This window comes from Gordonia desulfuricans NBRC 100010 (assembly GCF_001485495.1).
In the GTDB taxonomy this organism is placed as follows: Bacteria; Actinomycetota; Actinomycetes; order Mycobacteriales; family Mycobacteriaceae; genus Gordonia; species Gordonia desulfuricans.
Genome location: NZ_BCNF01000012.1, coordinates 20400 through 32197, shown reverse-complemented (window position 1 = coordinate 32197; position 11798 = coordinate 20400). Strand labels below are relative to the sequence as shown.

Below are 11798 nucleotides of genomic sequence, written 5' to 3'. Positions count from 1 at the left end.
GTCCCACTCTCGCTCATCTTCGATACCCGTGATACCTCGCCCTGGAGAAACACCTCTCAGCCGTTCGGGCCGGACCCTCTTCCTGCCATCAATGATCACCTCGTATCACCAGGGGTGGTGGACGCCACCCATTCAATGCCGTCGATCGGCACACCGAAAACGTTACAAGGCCGACATGACCTCGATCGGCTATTCCCGATCCAATTCAGACATATTCATTCAAAGGCTCGCAAATGCCGACGACGGGCTCCCGCGTAGCGTCATACCCGGACGGGTGCGATCGGGGTACTCGGCCGGCCGGCGACTACCCGACCGATCTGTAACCCGATCAAGTCAACCCGCGATCAACCAGACAATGGGTAACGTTGACGACGCCGGATTCGCTTTCGTAAAGAATCCGCCTCGGAGCTGCGAAGGGACCACCGCATGACAGAGGGAGCCACCAGGCGGTCGGCATCGCCACGCCTCGCACCCCTGCCCGCCACGCCCCGTCATCATCCGAACGGCGCCCATCCCGACCGGCCGATGACATCAGCAGGGCACGGAGAACCACGCGCCGAGAAGGCGCCGGAGCCGCACCCAGGCGACAAAATGCCTGTACAGCAGTGTAACTCGAATTCTGGGGCGGGACGAGGACCGAAGCCGGATCCCCTGAGCGATCCACTCTCCCCAGCCGATCTCATCGCACTCGACACACCGGACACCGCCAGCATCTGGGACTCCCTGACCCCCGCCGCGAGCACCGATCAGGCCGCCTCCGACACCCCCGCCCCGCCGCCCCCGACCGCCGCCGGCGGTCGCCACGCCCGCCACCGTGCTCCCGTGAACCCGCCGGAAGAAAGCGCGGATCCGGGATCTGACATCGGCGGATTGCCGGATTCACCCGGCATCGACACCCCCACGACCGGCATACCCGGCCCACCCCCGGTCATACATTCGACGGACACCAGGCCGGCGCCGCCCGCGACTCCCCCGACCGGCCGGATCGACGACGATCATCGCCACCGGCCGACACCGGAAAATCCCCCGGCCGAATTTGATCAATCATTCCAGTTCGACAGATCATTTGATCAACTAACTAGATCGAATGATCTAGATAATTTGCAACTCGAACTACACTCCACCGCAATTCCCGCGCCGAACAGCACAGATCTCGCGATATCCGTCTCCGGCCTGGAGAAGAAATTCGGCGACAAGACCGCCGTCGCCGGTGTCGACTTCTCCGTTCCCCGCGGATCGATCCTCGCCCTCCTCGGCCCCAACGGCGCCGGGAAGACCACGATCGTGAACATGCTCTGCACCCTGCTTAAGCCCGATGGTGGTACCGCGACGGTGGCGGGCCACGACGTCGCGAACGACCCGTCCGGGGTCCGGCGGTCGATCATGCTGACCGGTCAGTTCGCGGCCCTCGACGAAGCGCTGTCGGGGCGGGCGAACCTCGTGCTGTTCGGTCGGTTGATGGGGTTGTCGAAGTCTGCGGCCAAGGCCCGGGCCACCGAACTCCTCGACGGTTTCGGCCTCACCGAGGCCGCCGATCGCCGCGTCGGCGACTACTCGGGCGGTATGCGCCGGCGAGTGGACATCGCCTGCGGTCTGGTCACCCGTCCGGACGTGGTCTTCCTCGACGAACCGACGACCGGACTCGACCCGCGCAGCCGCCAGGAGGTCTGGACGCTGGTCGAGGACCTGCGCGCGGAGGGGGTCACCATCATGCTCACCACGCAGTACCTCGAGGAGGCCGACGCCCTGTCCGACCGGATCGTCGTCATCGATCGTGGACAGGTGATCGCCGACGGGACCGCCGACGAGCTCAAGGCCCTCACCGGCTCCGCCCACTATCTGGTCACCCCGGCCAACCCGGCCGACCTCCACCGGCTCCGGTCGGTCCTCGGCGACATCGTCGACGACGAGCAGTCACCCGACACCGCACTGGTGGTACCGACCACCGAGGGCGCCGACACCCTGGTCACCATCGTCGCGCGGGCCACCGACGGCCGCATCCGGCTCGCCGACGTCTCGCTGCAACGTCCGTCCCTCGACGAGGTCTTCCTGACCCTCACCGACCCGGCACGCGAGCACCCGCCGATCGTGTCCCGGACCACCGACACCCCCGTCGTCACCACCGGGACCGAGCCGGACACCGACGCCATGCCCGCCGCGGCACCGCCCACCACCCGGACCGGCCGATGACGCAGCTGACCCTGCCCCGGGAACAGGCCGGGGGCGACGGCGCGCGGATCGAGGCCGTGCGCCAGTGGTGGACGCTCACGATGCGCGGCCTCGGCTCGATCATGCGCAACGGCGAGGTGATCTTCGCGTTCGTGTCGCCGGCCTTCCTCGCCGTCGCGTTCTACGTGCCGCTGCGCAGCATCATGTCCCAGTACGCCGACATCGACTACGCGAAGTTCCTGATGCCGATCATCGCCCTGCAGTCGGTGGGCTTCGTCGCGTCGTCGGCGGCGATGCGCTCGTGCCTGGACGCCACCACCGGGATCACCACCCGCTTCCGCACCATGCCGGTCTGGTCGGCCGCCCCGATCCTGGCCCGATTCAGCGCCAACCTCGTGCTGCTGGTGATCTCGGTCGTCTGTGCGGCGATCGCGAGCCTGCTCACCGGCTGGCGGCCCGGCGGCGGTCTCGGCGGCACGATCGGGCTCTACGCGCTGGTCCTGACGGTCGGGATCGGCGTCGCGGTGCTCTCCGACGCCATCGGACTGCTCGCCGACAGCCCCGAGACCACCAGCCAGGCGATCGGCCTGCCCCTGCTGATCCTGGGCATGCTCTCGACCGGATTCATGCCCGCGATCCTGTTCCCCGACTGGATCGCCCCGTTCGCACGCAACCAGCCGGTGTCGCAGTTCGCCAAGGCCATGCGGGCCTTCGACGACGGGACGGCGACCTGGAGCTACGTGGCGCCCGCGGTGTGGTGGTGCGTGGCCCTCATCGTCGGCGGCGCCGTCCTCACCTACCTCGGGACCCGGAAGGTGCACCGATGACCACCACGAACCGGATGTCCGACATCACGCTGCCCGAGACCGGCCCGACCGCTCAGGGGGCGTCGGCCGAGTCGTCGTTCGCCGCATGGTTCGCCCAGACGCGGGCCCTGAGCGCCCGGCAGCTGTGGGTGATCTTCCACGAGAAGAGCACCTTCCTGCAGGTGTTCCTGATGCCGGTGCTCACCATGGTGATGCTCAAGGTGGTCCTCGGTGAGGCCATCGGACGGGCCACCGGCCAGGACGCGGCCTACGGCACCGTCCCCCTGGTGATCGTCGTCAGCGCCATGTTCGGTTCGGTGGTGGCCGGTGTCCGGCTCAACCTGGAACGCACGTCCGGGCTGCTGTCCCGCCTGTACGTCCTGCCGATCAACCGCGCGGCCGATCTGAGCTCCCGGCTGGTCTGCGAGATCGTCCGCATGGTGCTGACCACCACCGTGCTCATCGTCGTCGGCTGGCTCGTGGGCTTCCGGATGAACCCCGACCCGTGGGCGATCCTGGGCATCTACGCGGTCGCCGTCGGCTTCGGTATCGCCTTTGCCTCGATCGTCCTCGCGCTCGCGGTGAACTTCTCCCCCGGCGCCCCCCTGGTGCCGTTGCTCTCGCTGGTGTCGAGCGTGCTGATGTTCTTCAACACCGGATTCGCCCCGGCCTCGGAATACCCGGGGTGGCTCGAACCGATCGTCGCCAACCAGCCGATGAGTCCGGCGATCGAGGTGATGCGCGCGCTCGCGGCGGGCGGGCCGCTCACCGAGAACCTGATCAAGGTCACCCTGTGGACGGTCGGCACCCTGGCGGTGTGCCTCTATCCGGCGCTGCACGGCTACCGCAAGGCCGCCACCGCATCCTGATCCCGGCCGGCGATGGCGACAAATCCGGCGACGTCGGCGACCCCGGGGCACCGAATGTCCCACCAAGGCGGGTCCTTGGTCCCTGGTCCCATCCCTGCTCGCCCAATAACGTTGTTGATGTGAGCGGGGGTGGACGACCGCTCACCGCGACGGTTGGGTAGACCCGCCGGCCACCTCTCCGGGCGTGGAACCGCAACCGATCACGGCCCGTCCGGCGTCGCCGCCGGACGGGCCGATTCGTTTCCGCGCCCGACCCTGTCGGCCCCGGCCACTAGAATTCTCGGCGTGACGTTGGTGGATGGTCAGGAGTTCGCGGGATACCGCATCGTCGGCAAGCTCGGCGCCGGCGGGATGGGTGAGGTCTATCTGGCCGCACACCCGCGACTGCCCCGCCAGGACGCACTCAAGGTGCTGTCGGCGACGATGTCGGCCGACGAGAACTTCCGGCGCCGGTTCATCCGAGAGGCAGACCTCGCCGCAGGCCTCGACCACCCCAACATCGTCGGTGTGTACGACCGCGGCGAACACGACGGCCAGTTGTGGATCACCATGCGCTACGTCGAGGGCCGCGACGCCGCCGACGCACTGCTCGCCCATCCGCGAGGACTCCCGGTGTCCGACGTCGAGGAGATCGTCACCGCGGTGGCCGACGCACTCGACCACGCGCACGCCCAGAAGCTGCTGCACCGCGACGTCAAGCCCGCGAACATCCTGCTGACCGACGCCGCCGGCCCCGGCGGCCGGCGGCGGGTGCTGCTGGCCGACTTCGGTATCGCCCGGCCGATGGTCGACGACACCCGGCTCACCGCAACCAATTTCACCGTCGGCTCCTTCGCCTACTCCTCGCCCGAGCAACTCGCCGGGGAGACCCTCGACGGCCGCACCGACCAGTACTCGCTGGCCTGCACCGCCTACCAGCTGCTCAGCGGCAGCACCCCGTTCGACAGCAGCAATGCCGCGGCCATGATCCGCCGGCACCTGTCGTCACCACCGCCGCCGATCACCACACGACGCCCCGAACTCTCGACGCAGGTCGACCAGGTCCTCTTCCGTGCCCTCGACAAGGACCCGCGCCGGCGATATCCGTCCTGCACCGCGTTCGCGACCGACCTCGCCGCCGCACTGACCGGCCCGGGCTCCTCGGACCGCCCGTCCGCTGCCACCCTGCCCCCTCGGCCCGACCTCACCAAGCAGCCGTCGTCCGACGGCCGGGGTACCGCACACCCCGCCCCCTCGCCGACCCCACAGCCGTTCCGGCAGTCGTCCACCCCACAGCCGTTCCGGCAGTCATCCACCCCACAGCCGTTCCGGCAGTCGTCGACCCCACAGCCGTTCCGGCCAAGCGTGCACCCCGGATCGGCCGCAGCCCAGCCCACCTCGGCTCGCCCGTACACGCCCCAGACCCAGCACACCCCCGCACCATCGGCCCACTCCCCGTCCCCGTACTCCCCGTCCCCGTACTCCCCGGCCCCGTACTCCCCCGGCGCCTATCCGCCACCGCCGGCACCGACGCCGTCGAATTCCCCGGCCCGCCGCAATGCGATCCTGGCCCTGGTGCTGTCGCTCGCCGCCATTCCGGGCTCCTGCCTGTTCGGCGTGGGCGGCATCGTGCTGAGTGGCGTGGGCATCTACTTCGCCATCGCCAACCTGCGACTCACCAGCGATGGACCCGCCGGACCGGGTGCCGAGCCCACCCACCGCGGGATGGCGATCAGCGGACTCGTCATCGGCATCATCACGCTGCTGTGGAGCATCCTGCTGCTGATCGGCTTCATCGGCAGCCTCAGTTCGGGAAGCTGACCGATCCGACGTCCCGGCCGTGGGCGTCGAATTCCCGCCGGCCCTCTCCTGACACCGAGATCACCGCGACGGTCCGCCTGCCCGGTGGCAGGATACGTGCCACCACCCGGCCGTCGGTCCGGCCGTCGAGTTCGGCGACCAGAGCCGCGACGAGCCGATCCCGCACGATCTCGCGGTCGGTGGCGTCCAGGGCGTCGACTCCCCCGTCGTCGAGCAGCGTGACCGTCACACCTGCCGCACGTGCCGCCCACACCGCATCACGCACCTCCGCCCGGTCGAGGCCGCGGGCCCGAATCCCGTCGCGCAGTGAGGCTTCCACCAGCCGGGCACGGACCACGTCCTCGGCGGTGAACTCGTGCCGCGCCGCGACCGCCTCGAGCAGCGGTCTCGCCTGCCGCGAGAAACCGGAGATCTGTTGCCGTCGAACATCTTCGGCGGCACGCACCGCGGCTTCGGTCGCGATCTGGCGGGACCCGCTGGCCCGCAGCGCGATGATGTTGGCCGCCATCGGGCGCAGCATCAGCGCGAACAACGACCCCATGATCATGATGGCGTAGCCCGGGACCGTCAGCAGCACACCGTAGACCGCACCCATCCCGACCATCGCCGCCCACACCCCGGCGACCACCGTGATCGCCGCGCTCACCGCCCACGCCGCCACCACCCGCCCGCGTACCGCGAGATAGGCGAGCACGATCACCGATGCCCCGATCGGCGGACCGCTCTGCATGACATCGGCCCCTGCGTCGGTGATCCGGGCCAGCCCGGCGCCCACACCGAGGAGTGTCGCGGCCGCGATCAACGCCGCGGGACCCACGGGCATCGGATCGGCCCGCACCGCGATCACACCGTGGCAGGCGGCCCCCAGCAGCAGCGCGGCCACCGCGAGCAGGACCCACCCCCACACCGGTGAGTCGTCCGAGGTGGAATGGATCGTCACCGCGAGGGCGACCACACCGAAGAATCCCATCGCCACGCGTACCGCCGGTGACCGGATACCGAAGATGTCGGCGACAGCGGCCGTCTCGGTCACGCCGCCCCGTCCCCCGGCAGCGGTCGCCGTCACATCCGGTGTCCCCGTGCCCGGTGTCCCCGTGCCCGGTGTCCCGGTATCCGACGTTCCCGTGTGCATCGGCCCGCCGTCCGTCCCGGTGGTGTCGGTTCCGCTGGCATCCGATCCGTGTGTGTTCATCTCTCCTGCGCTCACGTCTCCTGCGCTCACGTCTCCTGCGCTCACGGCCGCACCCACTGCAATCCGACCGTGGTACCACGCCCGACGCTGCTGCGCAGGACCGACGACCCGCCCGGAACGGCATCCATCCGTCCGCGGATGCCGGCCGCGATGCCGAGCCGTCCGTCGGCGATGCGCTCGGGGTCGAAGCCGGCGCCGTCGTCCACCACGGCCATGCTGATCGAGTCGTCGGCGGCCCGGCACAGCACCGCCGACGACGCACCGGCACCGGCATGCCGGCCCACATTGCGCAGCGCCTCGCCCATCGCCTCGATCAGGGCGCCGACGCTCTCGGCCGGATAGCGCGTGTCGTCGGCGGTGACGGACTCGATGTCGATGTCGATGTCCTCGCCGAAGTCACGTGCCGCCGCACGGATCCGGCGCAATGCGACAGGTGCCGTGATCATCGGCGGACCGGTCGCGATCACCCCGGCCGCGAGCCTGTCCATCGCGTCGAGGGCCGACTCCGCCTGCACGGCGAGTGCGGGATCGGGCCGGCCTACCCCGATCGCGAGCAGACTCGCGATCGCACGGTCGTGGATCACGGCGTCGAACCGCGCCTGTTCGGCCTGCCGCGCCGTGGCGGCGGCGGCCTCGGCCGCCACCCGGTGGGCGTCGGCGCGGGTCCGGTCGAGCAGTTCGGCCGTCCGGACCGCAACCCGGGCGATCGCCAGGAACACCCCGGTGAACCCGACCGCCCAGCAGACCTCGTAGACCAGATCGGTGTCGAGATGGCCGAATCGGCCCATCTGCTGGGCGCAGTTCACCACGAAGCTCGCGACCACCAGGTGCACCACCCCGAATCGCGGATAGACGAGCATCGCCACCATGCTCGCCATCCCGGGGAAGGTGCTCAGCCATATCGCCGACTGGTCGGGGTCGGCCAGCGGTGTCCCGGTCCAGGCCACGAACCACAGTCCGACGGCGGCGAGGTACCCGAGCGAACACGCCACCACCAGCGGACCCAGCCAGTCGGTCCCGGGCCGGAAACTGGCCACCACCAGCAATGCCCCCGGGCCGACCGCCAGGAGAACGCTGACCGGTGTCCACCAGGGCGCGGTCTGCACCGACGCCGACACCATCACCGGCCACGACACCATCAGATAGGCGAGCAGGCCGGCACCGAGGAAGCGCGCCCCGATCCGCCGGACGCGTTCCAGATCGCGCCCCACGGGCTGCTCGGCGGCATTCACCCCGACATTGAAACACCATCCGACGCCGAAAGGCCCGCTCCCCGGTGTGGGGAACGGGCCTTTCGGTCACGAGAGTCGGAGCAGGCCTACTTGGCCTTCTCCAGCACCTCCACGAGGCGCCAGTGCTTGGTCGCCGACAGCGGGCGGGTCTCCATGATCCGCACGCGGTCACCGACGCCGGCATCGCCGTTCTCGTCGTGTGCCTTGACCTTGGACGTGGTCCGGATGATCTTGCCGTAGAGCGCGTGACGCTTACGATCCTCCAGCTCGACCACGATGGTCTTCTGCATCTTGTCGCTGACGACGTAGCCGATCCGCTCCTTGCGGCTGGCACGCGTCTCGGCAGCGGTTTCGCTCACCTTCGCATCCTCACTCATGCGTCATCACCTTCCGGTCCCGACGCCAGACCCAGCTCGCGCTCGCGCATCACGGTGTAGATACGAGCGATCTCGCGACGCACGGTCCGCAGGCGGCGGTTGTTGTCGAGCTGGCCGGTGGCCATCTGGAAGCGAAGGTTGAACAGCTCTTCCTTCGATTCCTTCAAACGGTCGACCAGATCGGTGTCATTGAGTTCACGCAGCTCGGCTGCAGCAACGCCCAGTCCCATCAGAACTGCTCCTCTCTGGTCACGATCCGGGTCTTGATCGGGAGCTTGTGCTGCGCGCGACGCAGGGCCTCGCGAGCGATCTCCTCGTTGGGGTAGGTCATCTCGAACAGCACGCGACCCGGCTTGACCGGGGCGACCCACCACTCGGGCGAACCCTTACCGGAACCCATGCGGGTCTCGGCCGGCTTCTTGGTGAGCGGGCGGTCCGGGAAGATGTTGATCCAGACCTTGCCGCCACGCTTGATGTGCCGGTTGATGGCGATACGAGCGGACTCGATCTGCCGGTTGGTGATGTAGGCGCTCTCCAGAGCCTGGATGCCGTAATCACCGAACGTGACCTTGGTGCCGCCCTTGGCCTGACCCTTCAGGCTCGGGTGGTGCTGCTTGCGGTGCTTGACCCGCCGTGGGATCAACATTGGCTAGCCCTCCTGCTTCTCTGCACCCGCACCAGCGGTGGCCTCGGCGGGAGCGGCCTCGGCCGCACGTGCGGCGTCGGTGCTCGTGGCAGTGGTGCCCGAGGCACCGCTGCGGCGAGGACGGCTGGGCCGGCGCGGACGACGGTCATCGCCGGACGGCGCGGCTGCGGACAGCTCGCGACGGCCACCGACGATGTCGCCCTTGTAGATCCACACCTTCACGCCGATCCGGCCGAAGGTGGTCTTGGCCTCGTGCAGGCCGTAGTCGATGTCGGCGCGCAGCGTGTGCAGCGGCACACGACCCTCGCGGTAGAACTCGCTACGGCTCATCTCTGCGCCGCCCAGACGACCCGAGCACTGCACCCGGATGCCCTTGACGTTCGGCTGACGCATCGCCGACTGGATGGCCTTGCGCATCGCGCGGCGGAACGCCACACGGTTGCTCAGCTGCTCGGCGACACCCTGGGCCACCAGCTGGGCCTCGGACTCAGGGTTCTTGACCTCGAGGATGTTCAGCTGGACCTGCTTGCCGGTCAGCTTCTCCAGCTCGCCGCGGATGCGATCGGCCTCGGCGCCGCGACGACCGATGACGATGCCCGGGCGGGCGGTGTGGATGTCGACGCGAACCCGGTCACGGGTGCGCTCGATCTCCACCTTGGCGATGCCGGCGCGCTCGAGCCCCTGAGAGAGGAGCTTGCGGATGGCGACATCCTCTTTCACGTAGTCCGCGTACTGCTTGTCGGCGTACCAACGGCTGTTCCAGTCGGTGGTGATGCCCAGACGGAAGCCGTGCGGGTTGATTTTCTGGCCCACTGTCAGGCTCCCTTCTGCTTCGGCTGACGCGACCGGCCGCGACCGGCGGTCGCCTTCTCCGGCAAGCTCTCCACGACCACGGTGATGTGGCTGGTGCGCTTACGGATACGGAAGGCCCGCCCCTGCGCACGCGGCTGGAACCGCTTCATGGTGGGGCCCTCGTCGGCGAAGGCGGTGGCGACGACCAGGGTCCGGCGATCCAGATCCAGGTTGTTCTCCGCGTTCGCGACGGCGCTGGCCAGCACCTTGTACACGGGCTCCGACGCCGACTGCGGGGCGAACCGCAGGATGTCGAGGGCCTCGTCGACGTTCTTGCCGCGGATCAGGTCGATCACACGACGTGCCTTCATCGGGGTGACGCGCACGAAACGTGCGGTCGCCTTCGCGGTGGGGTTCTCGGTCTGAGTAGTCATGGTTTACCGGCGCTTCGCTTTCCGGTCATCCTTGATGTGACCCTTGAACGTGCGGGTGGGGGCGAACTCGCCCAGCTTGTGCCCGACCATGTTGTCCGAGACGAACACCGGCACGTGCTTGCGGCCGTCGTGGACGGCGAAGGTGTGACCGATGAAGTCGGGGATGATGGTCGAACGACGCGACCAGGTCTTGATGACCTGTTTCGTGCCCTTCTCATTCTGAACATCGACCTTCTTCAGGAGATGGTCGTCGACGAATGGGCCCTTCTTGAGGCTGCGTGGCATTCTTCTACCTCCTCCTGATTCTTATCGCTTGTTCTTGCCGGTGCGGCGGCGGCGGACGATGAGCTTGTCGCTCGCCTTGTTCTTGCGGGTGCGGCCCTCGGGCTTGCCCCACGGGCTGACCGGGTGGCGACCACCGGAGGTCTTGCCCTCGCCACCACCGTGCGGGTGGTCGACCGGGTTCATCACGACACCACGGACGGTCGGGCGCTTGCCCTTCCAGCGCATACGGCCGGCCTTGCCCCAGTTGATGTTCGACTGCTCGGCGTTGCCGACCTCGCCGACGGTGGCGCGGCAGCGCACGTCGACGCGACGGATCTCGCCGGACGGCATACGCAGGGTCGCGTAGGCGCCCTCCTTGCCGAGCAGCTGGATCGATGCGCCGGCCGAGCGGGCCATCTTGGCGCCACCACCCGGACGCAGCTCCACGGCGTGGACCTGGGTACCGGTCGGGATGTTGCGCAGCGGCAGGTTGTTGCCGGGCTTGATGTCGGCGGTCGCGCCGGTCTCGACGATGTCGCCCTGCTTCAGACCCTTCGGCGCGATGATGTAGCGCTTCTCGCCGTCGATGAAGTGCAGCAGTGCGATGCGTGCGGTGCGGTTCGGGTCGTACTCGATGTGTGCGACCTTGGCGTTCACGCCGTCCTTGTCGTTACGACGGAAGTCGATCAGACGGTAGGCGCGCTTGTGACCGCCACCCTTGTGACGGGTGGTGATGCGACCGTGCGCGTTACGGCCACCACGGCCGTGCAGCGGGCGGACCAGCGACTTCTCCGGATGATCACGGGTGATCTCGGCGAAGTCCGAACCACTGGCCCCGCGACGACCCGGGGTCGTCGGCTTGTATTTACGAATAGCCATGTGAAAGTCCCTCTATTCCAAGAGCCCCGGTCAGTTGACCGAGCCTCCGAAGATCTCGATGGGCTTGCTGTCGGCGGTCAGCGTCACGAACGCGCGCTTGGTGGAGCGGCGCTGGCCGTAGCCGAAGCGGGTCCGCTTGCGCTTGCCCTGCCGGTTCGCGGTGTTGACGCTGTCGACGGTCACGTCGAAGATCGCCTCGATGGCGATCTTGATCTGCGTCTTGTTGGAGTCCGGGTGCACCAGGAAGGTGTACACGTTCTCCTCCATGAGCCCGTAGGACTTCTCCGAGATCACCGGCGCCAGGATGATGTCGCGCGGGTCGGCCTGCGTAGCCATGC

Annotated in this window: 14 protein-coding genes; 4 read left to right on the top strand and 10 right to left on the bottom strand. The window is 68.5% G+C overall.

Features of this window, described 5'->3' with window-relative positions:
- Positions 1 to 822: 822 nt before the first annotated feature.
- From GD1_RS24125 to GD1_RS01990, 4 genes are all read left to right on the top strand, one after another.
- Positions 823 to 2190, top strand: coding sequence for an ATP-binding cassette domain-containing protein (locus GD1_RS24125; protein ID WP_152972819.1), 1368 nt, complete (start codon positions 823 to 825; stop codon positions 2188 to 2190).
- On the top strand, positions 2187 to 2996 hold the full coding sequence (locus tag GD1_RS02000; protein ID WP_059035326.1) for an ABC transporter permease: 810 nt from the start codon (positions 2187 to 2189) through the stop codon (positions 2994 to 2996). Before GD1_RS24125 ends, GD1_RS02000 begins: the two co-directional genes overlap by 4 nt.
- Entirely contained in the window at positions 2993 to 3844 is an 852-nt protein-coding gene (locus GD1_RS01995) for an ABC transporter permease (RefSeq protein ID WP_059035324.1), read from the top strand. The genes GD1_RS02000 and GD1_RS01995 overlap by 4 nt, the downstream gene beginning before the upstream one ends.
- A gap of 285 nt (positions 3845 to 4129) precedes the next feature.
- Complete coding sequence (locus tag GD1_RS01990; RefSeq protein ID WP_059035323.1) at positions 4130 to 5644, top strand: protein kinase domain-containing protein; 1515 nt, start codon at positions 4130 to 4132, stop codon at positions 5642 to 5644.
- Here the strand turns inward: GD1_RS01990 and GD1_RS24590 are convergent.
- From GD1_RS24590 to rplW, 10 genes are all read right to left on the bottom strand, one after another.
- Complete coding sequence (locus GD1_RS24590; protein ID WP_157079345.1) at positions 5628 to 6677, bottom strand: DUF8320 family protein; 1050 nt, start codon at positions 6675 to 6677, stop codon at positions 5628 to 5630. The genes GD1_RS01990 and GD1_RS24590 overlap by 17 nt on opposite strands.
- 200 nt (positions 6678 to 6877) lie before the next feature.
- Positions 6878 to 8068 carry a sensor histidine kinase gene (locus GD1_RS01980; RefSeq protein ID WP_244882451.1) on the bottom strand — a complete coding sequence of 397 codons (1191 nt, stop codon included), beginning with the start codon at positions 8066 to 8068 and terminating at the stop codon, positions 6878 to 6880.
- A gap of 86 nt (positions 8069 to 8154) precedes the next feature.
- A complete protein-coding gene (gene rpsQ / locus GD1_RS01975; RefSeq protein ID WP_053777920.1) occupies positions 8155 to 8445 on the bottom strand; it encodes a 30S ribosomal protein S17 in 291 nt (96 codons plus the stop codon).
- The gene (gene rpmC, locus GD1_RS01970; protein ID WP_020793369.1) at positions 8442 to 8675 is read right to left on the bottom strand and encodes a 50S ribosomal protein L29; all 234 of its coding nucleotides are present in this window, start codon (positions 8673 to 8675) and stop codon (positions 8442 to 8444) included. Before rpmC ends, rpsQ begins: the two co-directional genes overlap by 4 nt.
- On the bottom strand, positions 8675 to 9091 hold the full coding sequence (rplP, locus tag GD1_RS01965) for a 50S ribosomal protein L16 (RefSeq protein ID WP_020793368.1): 417 nt from the start codon (positions 9089 to 9091) through the stop codon (positions 8675 to 8677). The genes rpmC and rplP overlap by 1 nt, the downstream gene beginning before the upstream one ends.
- A gap of 3 nt (positions 9092 to 9094) precedes the next feature.
- Positions 9095 to 9904, bottom strand: a complete 810-nt coding sequence (rpsC, locus tag GD1_RS01960) for a 30S ribosomal protein S3 (protein WP_053777921.1) — start codon at positions 9902 to 9904, stop codon at positions 9095 to 9097.
- 2 nt (positions 9905 to 9906) lie between these two features.
- The gene (gene rplV, locus GD1_RS01955; protein WP_020791561.1) at positions 9907 to 10317 is read right to left on the bottom strand and encodes a 50S ribosomal protein L22; all 411 of its coding nucleotides are present in this window, start codon (positions 10315 to 10317) and stop codon (positions 9907 to 9909) included.
- Between the two features lie 3 nt (positions 10318 to 10320).
- Complete coding sequence (gene rpsS / locus GD1_RS01950) at positions 10321 to 10602, bottom strand: 30S ribosomal protein S19 (protein ID WP_006332376.1); 282 nt, start codon at positions 10600 to 10602, stop codon at positions 10321 to 10323.
- Between the two features lie 21 nt (positions 10603 to 10623).
- Complete coding sequence (rplB, locus tag GD1_RS01945) at positions 10624 to 11460, bottom strand: 50S ribosomal protein L2 (RefSeq protein WP_020791558.1); 837 nt, start codon at positions 11458 to 11460, stop codon at positions 10624 to 10626.
- 30 nt (positions 11461 to 11490) lie between these two features.
- Positions 11491 to 11796, bottom strand: coding sequence for a 50S ribosomal protein L23 (gene rplW / locus GD1_RS01940; protein WP_059035320.1), 306 nt, complete (start codon positions 11794 to 11796; stop codon positions 11491 to 11493).
- Between the last annotated feature and the right edge of the window lie 2 nt (positions 11797 to 11798).

Coding starts and splice junctions, on each gene's coding strand:
- GD1_RS02000 (WP_059035326.1), top strand. CDS start 2,187: ATGACGCAGCTGACCCTGCCCCGGGAACAGGCCGGGGGCGACGGCGCG.
- GD1_RS01995 (WP_059035324.1), top strand. CDS start 2,993: ATGACCACCACGAACCGGATGTCCGACATCACGCTGCCCGAGACCGGC.
- rpsQ (WP_053777920.1), bottom strand. CDS start 8,445: ATGAGTGAGGATGCGAAGGTGAGCGAAACCGCTGCCGAGACGCGTGCC.
- rpmC (WP_020793369.1), bottom strand. CDS start 8,675: ATGGGACTGGGCGTTGCTGCAGCCGAGCTGCGTGAACTCAATGACACC.
- rplP (WP_020793368.1), bottom strand. CDS start 9,091: ATGTTGATCCCACGGCGGGTCAAGCACCGCAAGCAGCACCACCCGAGC.
- rplV (WP_020791561.1), bottom strand. CDS start 10,317: ATGACTACTCAGACCGAGAACCCCACCGCGAAGGCGACCGCACGTTTC.
- rpsS (WP_006332376.1), bottom strand. CDS start 10,602: ATGCCACGCAGCCTCAAGAAGGGCCCATTCGTCGACGACCATCTCCTG.
- rplB (WP_020791558.1), bottom strand. CDS start 11,460: ATGGCTATTCGTAAATACAAGCCGACGACCCCGGGTCGTCGCGGGGCC.
- rplW (WP_059035320.1), bottom strand. CDS start 11,796: ATGGCTACGCAGGCCGACCCGCGCGACATCATCCTGGCGCCGGTGATC.